Origin of the sequence: Evtepia sp. (assembly GCF_034090835.1) — a bacterium.
GTDB lineage: Bacteria > Bacillota > Clostridia > Oscillospirales > Oscillospiraceae > Evtepia.
The window spans coordinates 1-14,913 of sequence record NZ_JAXDRS010000051.1 but is presented as its reverse complement, the minus strand read 5'-3'; the positions used below and the strand labels follow the sequence as shown (position 1 = coordinate 14,913).

Genomic DNA, 14,913 nt, shown 5'->3' with positions numbered 1-14,913 from the left:
CTATGAAGTCAATAGGTAATTTGAAAAAAAGAATGCCCCGCCGGGGCGGGGCGAAAGACCTTACAGGCAGCTGCTGCCGCCGTCGGCCTGGAGGTCGGCCAGAGAAATGCCGTCCAGATATTCGCTGACCACCTGGTCCAGCCCCTGCCAAAGGGGAAGGGCCCGGCAGTGGCCGGATTTTTCGCAGCCGGGGTGGTCGTCTTTCAGGCAGGCGACAGAGGCCAGGTGTCCCTCTGCCAGACGGATGATCTCTCCGGCGGAGTATTCTTCGGGGGGTTTGGCCAGGCGGTATCCACCGCCTTTGCCCCGGGTGGCGTCCACCAGGGAGGCGCGGCTGAGAGAGGCCAGGATGTTTTCCAGATATTTGACAGAAATGTCCTGCCGGCCGGCAATGTCCTTCAGGGGGATGTAGCTTCCGGTGTTGTGGTCGGCCAAGTCGAGCATGACGCGGAGGGCGTAACGGCCTTTGGTGGAGATCATCATAGTCTCAACCTTCTTTCTGTAGTAAAGTGGGGAAGGCGAGGGGCCGAGGGGGACAACAGGGCAAGGGGGCGAACCGACCTGCCTTCATGGGATATTTTTTATTATACACCAATCTGATAGAAAAAGGAATAACCAGAGTGCGAGAATTCCAGATTTTCCCTTCCTTTTTTCGGGCGGGCGGGGGCCGGCCGGAGAGAGATTTGACGGAGCGGGGGCGGAAAAATGCAAAAAACGTGAAAAATCCGGTTGACAAGGGGGAGGACGGGTGCTATACTGCATGCATAAAAAGAATATCCGTCGGATGAAGTAAAAGGGAGATGGCCCCCCTGCCCAGGGTGGGAAACCGATGAAGCAATCCGGAAGCTGCCAACTTTCGGAGAAACTTTCAGGTATAGGTACCTTTTATGGACGAAACTCTGGAGAGTACCGGGACAGACCCGGTCACCGTAGAAGTAACGCTTTCAGGTTGCAATACAGAGGATATGCAGGCGCGCACGGTTGTGCTGCCTGGATATCCTCTTTTTTGTTGCCCAAAGGCGAAAAAACAGAGAGAGGAAGAATCCTATGGAACAAAAACAGAAGCTGAAAAAGAACCTTGGCATGTCCACCGCCATGGCCACGGTGGTGGGATGCGTCATTGGCTCCGGGGTGTTCTTTAAGCCCCAGGCCATGTTTACCGCCACCGGCGGCGCACCGGGTCTGGCCATGGTGGCCTGGCTCATCACCGGCGTGGTGTGTATCTGCGCAGCCATGACCTTTGCAGAGATCGCCATTCTGATCCCCAAGACCGGCGGCATGGTGGCCTATCTGGAAGAAGTGTTTGGAAAAAAGGTGGGCTTTCTGGGCGGCTGGATGCAGAGCGTCCTGTTTTACCCGGCCATGATCTCTGCCCTGGCTGTGGCCTGCGCCCAGCAGGCAGCCCTGTTCATCGGCGAAGGCTACACCGTGCCCCTGGCCATCCTGGCCATCATCCTGATCATCATCCTCAACAGCCTGGGCTCCGCTGTGGGCGGCGGCGTGCAGATCATCTTCACCATCTGCAAGCTCATCCCCCTGTTCCTGCTGATGATCTTCGGCTTTGTGAACGGCTCCGGACAGAACCCCATCTTTACCCCCATGGTGGCCGACGGCCTGAGCCCCGCTGTGGTGCTGGGTCAGCTCATGGTGGCCGTCCTCTTCGCCTTTGAAGGCTGGACCAACGTGGGCGCCATTGCCGGGGAAATGAAGAATCCCGGCCGGGACCTGCCTATAGCCATCGTGGGCGGCGTGAGCATCATCATGGCCGTGTACTTTGTGGTGAACCTGGCCTATCTGTGGGTGCTGCCCGCTGATCAGCTCAAGGACATGGCAGCGCCGGCCTCCGCCGTGGCGCTGGCCCTCTTCGGCGACTTTGGCGGCAGGCTGGTGTCCGTGGGCATCATGGTCTCCGCCTTCGGCGCCTGCAACGGCTTTGTGCTCTCCGGGTCCCGGGTGGCCTACATCCTGGCCGAGGAGGGGAACTTCCCCGCCAGCAAGAAGCTGGCCAAGCTCAACCGCGCCCAGGTGCCCGTGAACTCCATCATCCTGGTGGGCGGCATCGGCTGCCTGTTTGCCATCAGCGGCCAGTTCAACCGCCTGACCGACCTGGCGGTGTTCTCCTGCTGGACCTTCTATACCCTGACCTTTATCGCGGTCATGCGCTACCGGAAGATGCGCCCTGACCTGAACCGGACCTATAAGGTCCCCCTCTATCCTGTTGTCCCCGTCATCGCCATCGTGAGCGGTGTGTATGTGATCATCAACCAGCTCTTCCTGGCTGGGTCCACCTCCAGTCTCCTCTCTCTGGGGAGCATCGTGGTGACCCTGGTGGGTCTGCCGGTGTACTACGCCGTGCAGAAGAGCAAGGGCCGGCAGGCCCAGGCACCCCAGGACTGAATCAAGACGCCCATTTCATTTTTAGAACCTCTCTTTTTCTTGGAAAACCGACGGCCTGCCCGGGCCGCCGGTTTTTCCTTTGCCCGGGAAAACGGTTGCCCAACCGCCTGGCCTATGCTAAACTAAACCCATGTTTTGGAAGGAAGGAGGGGCAGTATGGAGGATACGTTGGTGATCCGGGGACTCTGCACCCGGTTTGCCGGGGAGAACGGCAAGTGGCTCCCGGCAGTAGACGGGGTGGATCTCACGGTACCCCGAGGGACCATTGTGGGCCTTGTGGGGGAGTCCGGCTGCGGCAAGAGCGTGACCGCCCTGTCGGTGCTGGGGCTGGTCCCCCCGCCGGGACAGATCGCCGGGGGAGAACTCCTCTTTGAGGGGCAGGACCTGCTGGCCCTGCCGGAAAAGGCCCTGCGCAAGCTCCGGGGAGACCGGATCGCCATGATCTTTCAGGACCCCATGACCTGTCTCAACCCGGCGTACACCGTGGGACGGCAGGTGGCGGAGGTGCTGCGGCTCCACCGGGGGATGGGCCGGGCCCAGGCCCGGGCCAGAACCGTAGAGCTCTTTCGTCAGGTGGGCATCCCCGACCCGGAGGGGCGGTACGACGCCTATCCCCGGGAGCTGTCCGGAGGCCTGCGCCAGCGGGTGATGATCGCCATGGCCATGGCATGCGAGCCCTCCCTTCTCATTGCTGACGAGCCCACCACGGCGCTGGATGTGACCATCCAGGCCCAGATCCTCCGGCTCATGGGGCAGCTGCGCCGGGACCACGGGACCTCCATCCTGCTCATCACCCATAACATGGGGGTGGTGGCCCAGCTGTGCGACCAGGTGTCGGTGATGTACGCCGGGCAGATCGTGGAGCAGGCGGAGACCTTTTCCCTGTTCCGTTCTCCCCGGCACCCCTACACCCTGGGTTTGCTCAAGGCCATCCCTTCCCTCCGGGGAGAGGAGGAGCGGCTGTACACCATTCCGGGTACCGTGCCCACCTTGGGCGAGCCGCGGGAGGGCTGCCGGTTTTGTCCCCGGTGTGACCGGGCCCAGGCGGCCTGCCGGGCCGCGGAGCCGCCGCTGACCGAAGTGGAGCCGGGCCATCTGGTCCGGTGTCTGTTTCCCTGAGGGAAGGAGGGAGAGGCCATGGAAGCCCATTGTCTGGCCCAGGGAAAGGGCCTGAGCAAAACCTTTCCCGTGAAAGGGCAAAAGAAAGGTACCGTACTGCACGCAGTGTCCCAGGTGGACCTGACCATTTACGAAGGGGAGACCCTGGCGCTGGTGGGGGAGTCCGGGTGCGGCAAGAGCACCCTGGGACGGCTCATGCTGGGGCTGCTGGCCCCGGACCAGGGGCAGGTGTTCTTTGACGGACAGGACCTGGCGGCCCTGTCCCCGGGGGAGCGCCGGGCCCTGCGGCGGCAGATGCAGCTGGTGTTTCAGGACACGGCGGCCGCCCTGAACCCCCGGTGCACCATCGAGGGGGTGCTGGCAGAGCCCTTCCGCATCCACCGGCTCTGTCCCCGGGAGGAGATCCCCCGGCGGGCGGAGGCCCTGCTGGAAGAGGTGGGCCTTAGCGGGGAGCTGCTGCGCCGCTACCCCCATGAGCTGTCCGGGGGACAGCGGCAGCGGGTGGTGCTGGCCCGGGCGCTGGCGTTGCGGCCCCGGCTGGTGGTGTGTGACGAGCCGGTGTCTGCCCTGGACGTGTCGGTGCAGGCCCAGATGCTGAACCTGCTGGACGACTTGCAGAGGGCCCACCACCTGACCTATCTGCTCATCTCCCACGACCTGAGCGTGGTGCGCCACAGCGCCCATCGGGTGTGCGTCATGTTTCTGGGGCGGGTGTGTGAGGTGGGGCCCACCCGGACTCTGTTCCAGGCGCCCCGCCATCCCTATACCCGGTTTTTGCTGGACGCAGTACCCCAGCCTGACCCTACCACCCGGTCCCAGGACCGGGGTATCCTGACCGGAGAGATCCCCAGTCCGGTGGACCCGCCGCCCGGCTGCCGGTTCCATACCCGGTGTCCTTACGCCAGGGAGAAGTGCCGCCAGGAGGTCCCCCTTCTGCGGCCGGTGGGCCCGGGCCAGGTGGCCTGTCATTTCCCCCTGGGGGAAGAAAGGAGCCAATGACCATGCCCTTTTTGGACTTGCACTGCGACACCATCGCCCGGCTGCTGGCCTATGACCGGGCGGGCTTTCCCCGGTCCCTCCGGGACGGGGAGGACCTTCATATTAACTTGGAAAAACTCCGGCAGAGCGGCTATCTGCTGCAAAACTTCGCCCTGTTTGTGAACCTGGACCGAACAGAGGACCCCTTGCAGGAGGTCCTCACCCTGGCAGATGTCTACTGGCGGGAGGTGGAGGCCAACCGGGACCTGCTGGTGCCCATTCTCTCCCGGGAGGACCTGGACCAGATCGGCCGGGAGGGGAAGATAGGGAGCCTTCTCACCGTGGAGGAGGGAGCTGTGTGCAAAGGAAGACTCTCGGTGCTGCGGATGCTGTACCGGTTGGGGGTCCGGCTGTTGACCCTCACCTGGAACCACGAAAATGAGCTGGGCCACCCCAACGGCAAATCTGGGGGCCTCACCGAGACCGGCTTTGCCTTTCTGGAAGAGATGGAGAAGCTGGGTATGCTGGTGGACGTGTCCCACCTGGGAGATGATGGCTTCTGGGACGTGTGCCGGGCGGCGAAAAAACCCTTCCTGGCCAGCCACTCCAGCTGCCGGGCCCTGTGGAACCACCCAAGGAACCTCACCGACGAGATGATAAAGGCCCTGAGCGACAAGGGCGGCCTGGTGGGGGTCAACTTCTACGCAGGCTTTCTGGGGGAGAGCCCGGTGAGCCGTACGGAGGATATGGTCCGGCACCTGCGCCATCTGGTGGATGTAGGCGGCCTGTCGGTGGCTGCCCTGGGCTCTGACTTTGACGGCATTGACAGCCCCCTGGAGCTGGGGGACGCCGGGGGGATGCTCCAGCTGGTGGAAGCCCTGGACCAGGGCGGCTTTACCCCCCGGGAGATCGACGCCATCTGCTGGGAAAATGGAATGAGACTGTATCGGGAGGTTTTATGACCGCCCGCCCCGCCGGACGGGGAAGAGAACAAAGGAGGAAGAAGGATGTCTTTTCGCTACGCACCCCTGCTGGAGCCCCTGACCATTGGCTCCATGACCATAAAGAACCGTTTTTGTGAGGGACCTCTGACCCTGCCCTCGCTCCAGGGCCCCTTTGGGGAGTTCTCCCCCGACGGGCTGGCCCACTTTGAGGAGCGGGCCAAGGGCGGCTTTGGCCTTCTGTTCACCGGGGCCTTCCACCCGGATGTGCTGGTGGACCCGGTCCACCCTCTGGACAGCAAGCAGCCCCTGAAAGCCCCCAAGACCTTCCAGCGCACGGCGGTGGAACTGCTGGAGCGGCTGGACGCCTACGGGACCAAGATGCTCCCCCAGGTGTCCATGGGCTATGGACGCAACGCCGTGGGGGCCTTCTGTCCCTCGGAGATCCCTTACTATCATGATCCCTCCCGCCTGGCCCCTGCCCTGACCCGGGACCAGATCAAGCAGAAGATCTACCAGATGATCGCCACCGCCGCCCTGCTCAAGCAGTGCGGCTTCCCGGGCATTGAGGTCCACGCCATGCACTGGGGCTATCTGCTGGACCAGTTTGCCCTGTCCTTTATGAACCACCGCACCGACGAATACGGCGGCGAACTGGAAAACCGCCTGCGCTGCGCCCGGGAGATTCTGGACGGGGTGAAGGCAGCCTGCGGCAAGGACTTTGTGGTGTCCATGCGTCTGGCGCTGAAATCGTACATTAAAGGATATAATAAGCCCTCCCTCCACGGAGAGGAGGAAGTGGGCCGCACCCTGGAGGAGGGCCTGGAGGTCTGCCGCCGTCTGGAGGCCTACGGCTACGACTGCCTCAGCGTAGATTTTGGCCAGTACGACTCCTTCTACTATGCGGCACCCCCCTGCTACATGGAAAAGGGCCGGGTCATCGACCTGGCGGCCCAGGCCAAGCAGGCAGTGTCCATCCCCGTGCTCTGCGGCGGCCGGATGAACGACCCTGATCTGGCGGCAAAAGCGGTGGCGGAAGGGAAGATCGACGGCATCGTGCTGGGTCGGCCCTCCCTGGCAGACCCTGCCTTCCCCCAGAAGGTGGCGCTGGACCGGGTGGAGGAGATCCGTCTCTGTATCGGCTGCAACCAGGGCTGCATCGGCGCCCTGAAGGTGGGCCGCCGGGCTGGCTGCGCGGTGAATCCCCAGGCCGCCCGGGAGCATTCCTTCGGCCTCACTCCTGCTCTGGAGAAGAAGCAGGTGCTGGTGGTGGGCGGCGGCCCGGCCGGCATGGAGGCGGCTCGGACGGCTGCCCTGCGGGGCCACAGCGTTACCCTCTGGGAGGCAGGCAAAGAGCTGGGGGGCAATCTGCTGGCTGCCGGGGCCCACGACTTTAAGAAAGAGCTGCGGGAGCTGAACGCCTGGTACCAGGGCCAGCTGACCAGGCTGGGGGTGACGGTAGAGACCGGGAAAGAGGCAGACGCCCAGGCAATCCTGACCGCCAAACCCGACGCGGTGGTGCTGGCCGTGGGCGCGGTCCCCGGCGTGCCCAAGGTGCCCGGAGTGGACCGCTCCATGGTGGTGGACTGCGTCACCGCGCTCACCGGCCAGCCCCTGGAGGGAGAGAAGATCGTGGTGGTGGGCGGCGGCCTGGTGGGCTGCGAGACCGCCCTGGGGTACGCCCAGGAGGGCAAACAGGTCACCCTGGTGGAGGCCCAGCCGGACATTCTCTCCGCTGGTATCCCGGTTCCTGAGATGAATGAGCAGATGCTCCGGGACCTGCTGGACGAGGCCGGCGTGGTCATCCGGGCAGGCTGTCCCCTGGCCCGGGTGGAAGAGACCGGGGTAGTCATCGCCGGACCGGCCGGGGAAGAGACCCTGCCGGCAGACCGGGTGGTGCTCAGCGTGGGCTTTGTCCCCCGTCCCTCCCTGGCCCGTGCCCTGGAAGGCAGCGGCATCGACATCTATCAGGTGGGCGACGGCAGCAAGGTGGGCAGCGTTATGACCGCCATCGGCTCGGCCTATACGGTGGCCCGGCAGCTGTAAGTCGTGGAACGACAATACCATGTCGCAGAATCAACAAAAGAAAGACGGAAACCCATGGGGTTTCCGTCTTTCTTCCCACCTTGACAAGGGGGACAGGCTCTCGTATAATGAAAACAATGATAGAGGCGCGGCGCTCATCAGTACGCTCCGACCACCGGCAGGACACCGGGGAGGGGAAAGGGATCGCCGCCGAAGGGCTGTTCGGGTTCCTGACCGGATGGCGCCTGGGTCGGCAGAGAAGATCTGCCGGACTGCCATTGATGAAATGGTTCGCTCATGATACGGGCGGGCCGAAATGGAGCGCTATCGTGGTAAATTGGGTATCCTCCCACAACGATGTTTGTTTTGCCATGAATCCGCTTCGGATTCATGGTTTTTTTAAACAAAAATTTACAGGAAAGAGGACAATCACAATGAAGAAGTTTCTTACACTTGCTCTGGCTCTGGTGATGGCCCTGGCCCTGGTGGCCTGCGGCGGTCAGCCTGCCTCCACCGACGAACAGAAGCCCGCTGAGGGCGACACCACCACCACCGAGAAGGTGGAAGTCCCCGCTGTTGAGGACCTGACCTCCGTGGATACCTCCAAGATCCCCGGCGTGGAAGACGGTAAGCTCACCGTGGGTATGGAGTGTAAGTACGCTCCCTACAACTGGACCCAGATGGACGACTCCAACGGCGCCGTGCCCATCGCCAACAACCCCGGCTCCTATGCCAACGGCTACGACGTGATGATCGCTAAGCGCATCTGCGAAGCTTACGGCTGGGACCTGGAGATCATGGCCATCGACTGGGACGGCCTGACCCCCGCTCTGGCTTCCGGCCAGATCGACGCTGTCATCGCTGGTCAGTCCATGACCCCCGAACGTCTGCAGGAAGTTGACATGGCTGGTCCTTACTTCTACGCTTCTATCGTCTGCGTCACCAAGAAGGACAGCGAGCTGGCCAACGCCAAGGGCATCAGCGAGCTGAAGGGTTCCGCCACCGCACAGACCGGTACCATCTGGTACACCACCTGCCTGCCCCAGGTGGAAGGCGCAGAGGTCATGCCCGCTTCCGAGTCCGCTCCCGCTATGATCATGGCTGTGGCCAGCGGCACCGTGGACTTCATCTGCACCGACATGCCCACCGCTATGGGCGCCTGCCAGACCTACCCCGACCTGACCATCCTGGACTTCTCTGCCAACGAGGCTGACAACTTCAAGGTGGCTCAGAGCGACATCGACATCGGCATCTCCGTCTCCAAGGGCAACACCCAGCTGAAGGACGCCATGGACAAGGTCCTCTCCGCCCTGAACGCTGACCACTTCAACGCCCTCATGAACGAGGCTGTTAAGGTTCAGCCCGCCATCTAATATCCGGCGCACTATTTTTACCAAAAGCAAACAAACCCCATTATCCGGCTCTGAATTCAGAGCCGGATAATGGGGGTTTCCAAGAGAAAGGAATCCGTTGCCCATGGATAAGTTTGTCACGCTGGGTTATGATATAGCCCGCCTTTGGGACGCCTACGCGCCCGCTTACCTGACCGGTATCCGCAACACCATCATCGTGGCTGTGGTTGCAACCCTGGCCGGCTGCATCATCGGCCTGGTGTGCGGTATCCTCAACACCATTCCCTACACCAGGACCGACTCCCTGGGCAAGCGCTTCATCCTGAAGCTCATCCGGGTGATCGTGCGGATCTACGTGGAAGTCTTCCGTGGTACCCCCATGGTGCTCCAGGCGGTGTTCATCTTCTACGGCCTGCCCTACTTCACCAGCGGCGCCGTGGCCTTCCGGGGGAACTACGGCATCTGGGTGGCCACCCTGCTGGTGGTCTCCATCAACACCGGCGCTTACATGGCAGAGTCGGTCCGGGGCGGCATCGTCTCCGTGGACCCGGGCCAGACCGAGGGCGCCAAGGCCATCGGCATGACCCACGTGCAGACCATGACCAACGTGATCCTGCCCCAGGCTCTGCGGAACATCATTCCCCAGATCGGCAACAACTTCATCATCAACATCAAGGACTCCTCCGTGATGTTCGTCATCGGCTTCACCGAGTTCTTCGCCACCCACCGGAACATCGTGGGTGTGAACCTCATGTACTTCCCCTCCGCCGCCATTGAGATGGTTGGCTACCTGATCCTCACCCTGGTGGCTTCCTTCCTGCTGCGGAAGCTGGAGAAGAAGATGGACGGTGCAGACAGCTATGACCTGGTCCAGGGGGATCAGCTCACCATGACCGCCGGCACCTACAACTACCCCGACAAGCGCACCCCCTTTGACGAGCGCAACCCCGAGGCCGTGAAGAGTATGCTCCGGGAGGACCTGCGCCGCCAGGCCGAGCGGGACGCTGCCCGCCGGGAAGGTGAGCGGGCCGAAGGCCGCCGCCCCAGCTGGAGCGAGGATGACCAGAACCAGAGAGGAGACCTGTGACATGGATGATATGATCTTAAAAGTAAACCATCTGTCCAAGTCCTTTGGTTCCCACAAGGTGCTCAAGGACATTGACTTCACCGTGAAGAAGGGGGACGTGACCTCTATCATCGGGGCCTCCGGCTCGGGTAAGTCCACCCTGCTGCGGTGCATTAACCTTCTGGAGATCCCCACCAGCGGCGAGGTCTCCTTCCACGGGGAAAACATCCTCTCCCGCAAGGGCGGCGCCGCTGCCTACCGGACCAAGGTGGGCATGGTCTTCCAGTCCTTCAACCTCTTCAGCAACATGACCGTGCTGGAAAACTGCATGGTGGGCCAGACCAAGGTGCTGAAGAAGAACCCGGAAGAGGCCAAGGAAGTGGCCATGAAGTACCTGCAGAAGGTGGGGATGGCCCCCTACATCAACGCCCGGCCCCGGCAGCTCTCCGGCGGTCAGAAGCAGCGTGTGGCCATCGCCCGGGCCCTGGCCATGAACCCGGAGGTCCTGCTCTTTGACGAGCCCACCTCCGCTCTGGACCCGGAGATGGTGGGCGAGGTGCTCTCGGTCATGCGGGAGCTGGCCCAGGAGGGCCTGACCATGCTGGTGGTGACCCACGAGATGGCCTTTGCCCGGGACGTGTCCAACCACGTGGTCTTCATGCGGGACGGGGTCATCTGGGAGGAAGGTACCCCCCAGGAGATCTTCGTGAACCCCCAGAAGGAAGAGACTCGGGAGTTCCTCTCCCGCTTTATGGAGCGATAACTGGTATGAGAAAAAGCACCGGCTTCGGACGAAAGTCCGCCGCCGGGTCTTTGGCGTTTTCAGGGTGCTGTCTTTCCGCAGCCGGGGCAGGGGGTGTCCGCCTGGCCCCGGTAGAGGGTGCCGCAGTAGGGGCAGCAGCGCCGGTCAGGGACCGAGCCCTCCGGGAGGGGAGAGGAGGGGGAAGGGGAGGTTCCCTGCTCCGACCCGGGGGTCTGGACGGCCTGATTGGCCAGAAGCTGGTCCAGCTTGGCGCTGATATCCCGGGTGGCCCGCAGCTGGAGCAGCGCCAGCAGCAGCAACTCGTGGATGAGCCGCAGCAGGATGGGGACCACCACCACCAGGACCAGACCGCCGATGAGTTCCCGGAGGTAATAGCCGAAGCTGGTGCCCACCCAGGAGAAGATCTGGAACAGACCGCAGAGGATGGACGTACAGGTCAGGAAGATGTAGAGCACCTGCAGGAGCCTCTCGATGGTGAGGGTCTGGGGGGTGAAGATGTCGTAGAAAAACTGGAAGATGTGGTTTCTCTTGCCGTTGTAGGTCTCCGGAAGGACCCGCAGCAGCAGGAAGAGGGTAAAGATCACGGACAGAACGATGCTTACAGGCAGGATGATAGAGAGTCGGTTATACATGGGTATGGGTTCCTTTCTGTCGGGGCGGTCACTTGAGGGCTTCGGTGCGGTAGAGGTCGGTCCGCCGGCCGGCCAGGATAGGGATCTGCGCCCGGTACTTTGCCAGGTCGTCCAGGTCCAGGGGGATCACCCGCACCCCTTCTGTTTCGTCCAGCTCGGTGAGGATGGTGCCCCAGGGGTCGCAGACCAGGGAGTGGCCGTAGGCCACATAGGAGGCGCTGGGGTCCCGGGCGGGGGAGCATCCGGCCACGAAACACTGCTGGTCCAGGGCCCGCATCCGGAAGGCCAGGTCCCAGTGGAGGGGGCCGGTGGTCATATTGAAGGCGGCGGGGACCACGATGAGAGCGGCACCCCGGTCGCCCATAAGGCGGAAGAGTTCGGCAAAGCGAATGTCAAAGCAGATGGCCACGCCCAGCTTGCCAAAGGGGGTGTCCACCACGGTGACCTGGTCTCCGGCGGCCAGGGTGTCCGACTCCTTGAACCGCTGCCCGCCGGGCACGTCGATGTCAAAGAGATGGACCTTTCGATGACGGGCCAGCTCCTCTCCGTGGGGAGAGAAGATATAGCTGGTGTTATAGATCTTCCCGTCCTCCCACTCGGGCACGGAGCCGCCTACCAGATAGAGCTTCAGCGTTTTGGCCATGCGGGAGAGAAACTGCCAGGATTCGCCTCCGGCAGGTTCAGCATAGGCGGGGAAACAGGCATTCTCATAGGGGCAGTTGAACATTTCCGGCAGCACCGCCACCTGCGCGCCCTGTTGGGCGGCCTGGCGGAGGGCTTCCTCCGCCCGGCGGAGATTGGCCTGTTTGTCGTTGGTCACTTTCATCTGGCACAGACCGAGCATCAGCTTCATAGGCAGGCTCCTTTCCCGGTTGGTTTCTTTGACTGTACCATATTTTCCCCGGAGACGCAAGCGGCCCGGAGGACGCTGCCTCGTTGCACCTTGGCGGTTTTTGCGGTATAATAGCAAAATCAGACCTGATTTGCCCCCCGGTCCGGGGGCGAGTTCTCATAGGAAAGGATTTGTTTTATGTCCGCACGGCCCACCCGATCCCAGACGATTTTCTTTGCAGGCGCGGTTGTTTTGACCCCCCTTCTGGTTCTGTATGCCTCCCAGGTGGTATGGCTCCAGAACGCGGGGGAGGCTCTTGGCTGGATGGCAGGCCACGGGGCTGCCGCCGGTCTGTTCTGGCTTTTGTTTTCTGTCGTCAGCCTGACCTTGTATGGATTTTGCCGCCGGTTGTGGCTATCCTATCTGCCGGGGACCATTGTGACCATGTTTCTCACCCTGGTCAGCTGGTATAAGTACGATATCAACGGCGCGCCCCTGGAGCTCAGTGACGCAGGCTTTCTGGGGGGCTGGGAGACATTGCCGGGTACGCAGCTTCCCAGCTTATGCCCACCGGCTGGACCATAGGCGCCGTGGTGCTGGTGATCGCAGTGCTGGTGGTGTTGGGCCGGGGCGAGTCCTGGCGTCTGCCGGTCCCCGCTGCCTTTGCCATGGGTGGGATCCTCCTGGCCGTCACCCTCTCCTGCATGAGCCCCGGGCTTATGCAGAGCGCCGTCCTTCGTCTGGAGGGAAGCGCTGCCACCCAGCTCCAGCGGAACCAGAAGATGGGGGTGGTCCTGGGACTGTACGCCGCCTGGAGCAACCGCCTGGAACAGGAGCGGATGATCACGGAGGAGTCTGTGGCTGCTCTGATGGAGCAGTTCCGGTCGGAAGAGGCCCAGCCGGCGCCGGTGGCCCTGGACCAGGTGCCGGACATTGTGTTCATCACCTCGGAGAGCTTCTTTGACCTCACCCGCCTGCCCGGCCTGACCTTTGCCCAGGACCCTCTGCCGGTGTATCACGCCCTGGCGGAGACTGGTACCAATGGCCGGTTCCTCTCCAACACCTATGGCGGCGGCACCGGCAACGTGGAGATGGAACTGCTCACGGGGCTCAGCAGCGCTGCCCTCAAGGAGGGGGATACCATCACCACCCTGCCCTCGGAGGTCTACCCCACGCTGCCCAGCCTGCCCCGGCTCATGAAGCAGGTGGGGTATGATACCATGGCGGTCCACTCCCACAACAACACCCTGTATCGCCGGGCGGAGATCTATCCCGCCGTAGGCTTTGACCAGATGCTGTTCATCGACGACTTTATGACCCAACCGGAGATGGATGGACCCTATACCTCGGACGCCTCCTTTGCCCGGGAGCTCATTGCCCGGTATGAGGCCCGGGACCCGTCGAAGCCCTTCTTCCTCTATGGCCTGTCCATGGAGAACCACCAGGGCTATACCCCGGAGAAGTACGCCTATGACTCGGGCTTTTCCCCGCAGGCCGACGCCCTGAACCAGACCGACCTGGACATTCTGGACTCCCTGGTCATTGGCCTGAACCATGCAGACGCCTCCCTGGGGATGCTGGTGGACTATTTTTCCCAGGTCGACCGGCCGGTGATGCTGGTCTTTCTGGGGGACCATCTGCCCTCTCTGAACCTGGAGAACGGGGACACCCTTTACCAGCGCCTGGGGGTGGTGCCCGAGAAGGGGGGCGAGGAATCGGCGGAGAGCATGTTTGAGCTTCTCACCACCGATTACCTGGTGTGGACCAACTACGAGACCCAGCCGGTGCCCGACCGGACCGACAGCTGCAGTATGCTGGGCCTGCACGTTTTGCAGCAGGCGGGCATCCCTCTGGACCCGTATTTTTCCTGGCTGGCGTCGGTGGAGCCCCAGCTGCTTCTGTACCGCAGCGGGCTGTATGTGGACCCGGCGGGGGTGCCCACCTTTGCGGTCCCGGAGGAGACCCAGGCCATGCTGAACTGGTACACCGCCGTGCAGCGGAGCGTTGTCTATCATCCGTAAGTTTCTTGCGCGCAATATAGAAGGAGGAATTACCATGGAAGAGACCAGATATGACCACCACAGGGATCTTGCCCGGCAGACCGAAGAGATCCTCTGCCGATACAGCGGCTTCTGCGCCCAGCGCCGGGTGACCTTCTCCCTGGAGGAGACCGGGGAAGAACCCCGTATCCTGTGCCGCCTGGAGCGGACCGACGGGGTGGCCTTTGCCCAGAGCGGCGATCCCATCGACAAGAAGCTGGCCCACCTGAAGGACCAGCAGGTGGTGATGCGGCTGTTTTACCTGCCCATGGGCAAGAGCCCCTGGGACGAGAAGGCAGCCAACGTGGTGTCCCAGGTGGACTTTGACTACGCCGCCATCGTGGGCTACGGCTGCCGGGAGGACGGCACCGCCTTTGTGAAGAAACTCTATGTGCTGCCCACAGACGCCCTGCTGGCCGGGCAGAAGCCGGAGGAGGACGGCAGCTACCCCAAGCTCCCCCTGGCCACCTACTATGTGCATCAGATGAGCCTGGACCCCCGGCAGAAGTTTGCCCGCTTCCTCTACCTGGTGGAGCGGATGACCGAGGCCATGGAGTACCAGTACGATACCTATGGATACTATTACAGCGTGAGATGATCGTGGGTTCCCAGAGCGCCTGCCCCTTCCTTGAACTGAACCAGTAAAAACGGACAATAGACAAAACGCCCCCTGATGTAGGAAAATGGAAGTACTACATCAGGGGGTATTATTATGGCGAGAAAATATGAAAAAGTAAAGGTACTTCTTCCTGTTGTCCAGCAACTGCAA

The 14,913-nt window shown here is 62.4% G+C and carries 14 protein-coding genes and 2 riboswitches; of the genes, 11 read left to right on the top strand and 3 right to left on the bottom strand.

The window, feature by feature from the left end; all coding sequences use genetic code 11:
• Positions 1–60 precede the first annotated feature (60 nt).
• Positions 61–483, bottom strand: a complete 423-nt coding sequence (locus SOR61_RS09190) for an Rrf2 family transcriptional regulator (RefSeq protein ID WP_320612361.1) — start codon at positions 481–483, stop codon at positions 61–63.
• 301 nt (positions 484–784) lie between these two features.
• Positions 785–894: riboswitch (glycine riboswitch) on the top strand.
• Positions 895–1,047: 153 nt separating this feature from the next.
• Here SOR61_RS09190 and SOR61_RS09185 point away from each other — a divergent pair.
• From SOR61_RS09185 to SOR61_RS09150, 8 genes are all read left to right on the top strand, one after another.
• Entirely contained in the window at positions 1,048–2,397 is a 1,350-nt protein-coding gene (locus SOR61_RS09185; protein ID WP_320612360.1) for an amino acid permease, read from the top strand.
• Positions 2,398–2,553: 156 nt separating this feature from the next.
• Complete coding sequence (locus tag SOR61_RS09180) at positions 2,554–3,516, top strand: ABC transporter ATP-binding protein (RefSeq protein ID WP_320612359.1); 963 nt, start codon at positions 2,554–2,556, stop codon at positions 3,514–3,516.
• 18 nt (positions 3,517–3,534) lie between these two features.
• The gene (locus SOR61_RS09175) at positions 3,535–4,515 is read left to right on the top strand and encodes an ABC transporter ATP-binding protein (protein ID WP_320612358.1); all 981 of its coding nucleotides are present in this window, start codon (positions 3,535–3,537) and stop codon (positions 4,513–4,515) included.
• Between the two features lie 2 nt (positions 4,516–4,517).
• Positions 4,518–5,456, top strand: coding sequence for a dipeptidase (locus SOR61_RS09170; RefSeq protein WP_320612357.1), 939 nt, complete (start codon positions 4,518–4,520; stop codon positions 5,454–5,456).
• A 45-nt stretch (positions 5,457–5,501) separates the two neighbouring features.
• Entirely contained in the window at positions 5,502–7,481 is a 1,980-nt protein-coding gene (locus tag SOR61_RS09165) for an FAD-dependent oxidoreductase (protein WP_320612356.1), read from the top strand.
• 112 nt (positions 7,482–7,593) lie between these two features.
• A riboswitch (Lysine riboswitch) is annotated at positions 7,594–7,795 on the top strand.
• 99 nt (positions 7,796–7,894) lie between these two features.
• Complete coding sequence (locus SOR61_RS09160; protein ID WP_320612355.1) at positions 7,895–8,833, top strand: transporter substrate-binding domain-containing protein; 939 nt, start codon at positions 7,895–7,897, stop codon at positions 8,831–8,833.
• A gap of 103 nt (positions 8,834–8,936) precedes the next feature.
• A complete protein-coding gene (locus SOR61_RS09155; RefSeq protein ID WP_320612354.1) occupies positions 8,937–9,899 on the top strand; it encodes an amino acid ABC transporter permease in 963 nt (320 codons plus the stop codon).
• Positions 9,871–10,641 (top strand): amino acid ABC transporter ATP-binding protein, encoded by a 771-nt coding sequence (locus SOR61_RS09150; protein ID WP_407066532.1) that lies wholly within the window; start codon positions 9,871–9,873, stop codon positions 10,639–10,641. The genes SOR61_RS09155 and SOR61_RS09150 overlap by 29 nt, the downstream gene beginning before the upstream one ends.
• Before the next feature lie 59 nt (positions 10,642–10,700).
• On the opposite strand, the gene SOR61_RS09145 is transcribed toward SOR61_RS09150, so the two are convergent.
• Both SOR61_RS09145 and SOR61_RS09140 read right to left on the bottom strand, forming a co-directional pair.
• Positions 10,701–11,273 (bottom strand): hypothetical protein, encoded by a 573-nt coding sequence (locus SOR61_RS09145; protein ID WP_320612353.1) that lies wholly within the window; start codon positions 11,271–11,273, stop codon positions 10,701–10,703.
• A gap of 28 nt (positions 11,274–11,301) precedes the next feature.
• On the bottom strand, positions 11,302–12,126 hold the full coding sequence (locus tag SOR61_RS09140; RefSeq protein WP_320612352.1) for a carbon-nitrogen hydrolase family protein: 825 nt from the start codon (positions 12,124–12,126) through the stop codon (positions 11,302–11,304).
• Positions 12,127–12,303: 177 nt separating this feature from the next.
• On the opposite strand from SOR61_RS09140, the gene SOR61_RS09135 reads away from it, so the two are divergent.
• From SOR61_RS09135 to SOR61_RS09125, 3 genes are read left to right on the top strand one after another with little or no spacing between them, the layout of a single operon-like run.
• Positions 12,304–12,690, top strand: coding sequence for a hypothetical protein (locus SOR61_RS09135; RefSeq protein WP_320612351.1), 387 nt, complete (start codon positions 12,304–12,306; stop codon positions 12,688–12,690).
• Positions 12,669–14,126 carry an LTA synthase family protein gene (locus SOR61_RS09130; RefSeq protein WP_320612350.1) on the top strand — a complete coding sequence of 486 codons (1,458 nt, stop codon included), beginning with the start codon at positions 12,669–12,671 and terminating at the stop codon, positions 14,124–14,126. The genes SOR61_RS09135 and SOR61_RS09130 overlap by 22 nt, the downstream gene beginning before the upstream one ends.
• Positions 14,127–14,160: 34 nt before the next feature.
• Complete coding sequence (locus SOR61_RS09125) at positions 14,161–14,742, top strand: hypothetical protein (RefSeq protein WP_320612349.1); 582 nt, start codon at positions 14,161–14,163, stop codon at positions 14,740–14,742.
• Positions 14,743–14,913: the final 171 nt, after the last annotated feature.

Excerpts from the sequence above, each read along its gene's own strand:
- SOR61_RS09190 (WP_320612361.1), bottom strand. The coding sequence starts at position 483 with ATGATGATCTCCACCAAAGGCCGTTACGCCCTCCGCGTCATGCTCGAC.
- SOR61_RS09185 (WP_320612360.1), top strand. The coding sequence starts at position 1,048 with ATGGAACAAAAACAGAAGCTGAAAAAGAACCTTGGCATGTCCACCGCC.
- SOR61_RS09180 (WP_320612359.1), top strand. The coding sequence starts at position 2,554 with ATGGAGGATACGTTGGTGATCCGGGGACTCTGCACCCGGTTTGCCGGG.
- SOR61_RS09175 (WP_320612358.1), top strand. The coding sequence starts at position 3,535 with ATGGAAGCCCATTGTCTGGCCCAGGGAAAGGGCCTGAGCAAAACCTTT.
- SOR61_RS09170 (WP_320612357.1), top strand. The coding sequence starts at position 4,518 with ATGCCCTTTTTGGACTTGCACTGCGACACCATCGCCCGGCTGCTGGCC.
- SOR61_RS09165 (WP_320612356.1), top strand. The coding sequence starts at position 5,502 with ATGTCTTTTCGCTACGCACCCCTGCTGGAGCCCCTGACCATTGGCTCC.
- SOR61_RS09160 (WP_320612355.1), top strand. The coding sequence starts at position 7,895 with ATGAAGAAGTTTCTTACACTTGCTCTGGCTCTGGTGATGGCCCTGGCC.
- SOR61_RS09155 (WP_320612354.1), top strand. The coding sequence starts at position 8,937 with ATGGATAAGTTTGTCACGCTGGGTTATGATATAGCCCGCCTTTGGGAC.
- SOR61_RS09150 (WP_407066532.1), top strand. The coding sequence starts at position 9,871 with ATGACCAGAACCAGAGAGGAGACCTGTGACATGGATGATATGATCTTA.
- SOR61_RS09145 (WP_320612353.1), bottom strand. The coding sequence starts at position 11,273 with ATGTATAACCGACTCTCTATCATCCTGCCTGTAAGCATCGTTCTGTCC.
- SOR61_RS09140 (WP_320612352.1), bottom strand. The coding sequence starts at position 12,126 with ATGAAGCTGATGCTCGGTCTGTGCCAGATGAAAGTGACCAACGACAAA.
- SOR61_RS09135 (WP_320612351.1), top strand. The coding sequence starts at position 12,304 with ATGTCCGCACGGCCCACCCGATCCCAGACGATTTTCTTTGCAGGCGCG.
- SOR61_RS09130 (WP_320612350.1), top strand. The coding sequence starts at position 12,669 with ATGCCCACCGGCTGGACCATAGGCGCCGTGGTGCTGGTGATCGCAGTG.
- SOR61_RS09125 (WP_320612349.1), top strand. The coding sequence starts at position 14,161 with ATGGAAGAGACCAGATATGACCACCACAGGGATCTTGCCCGGCAGACC.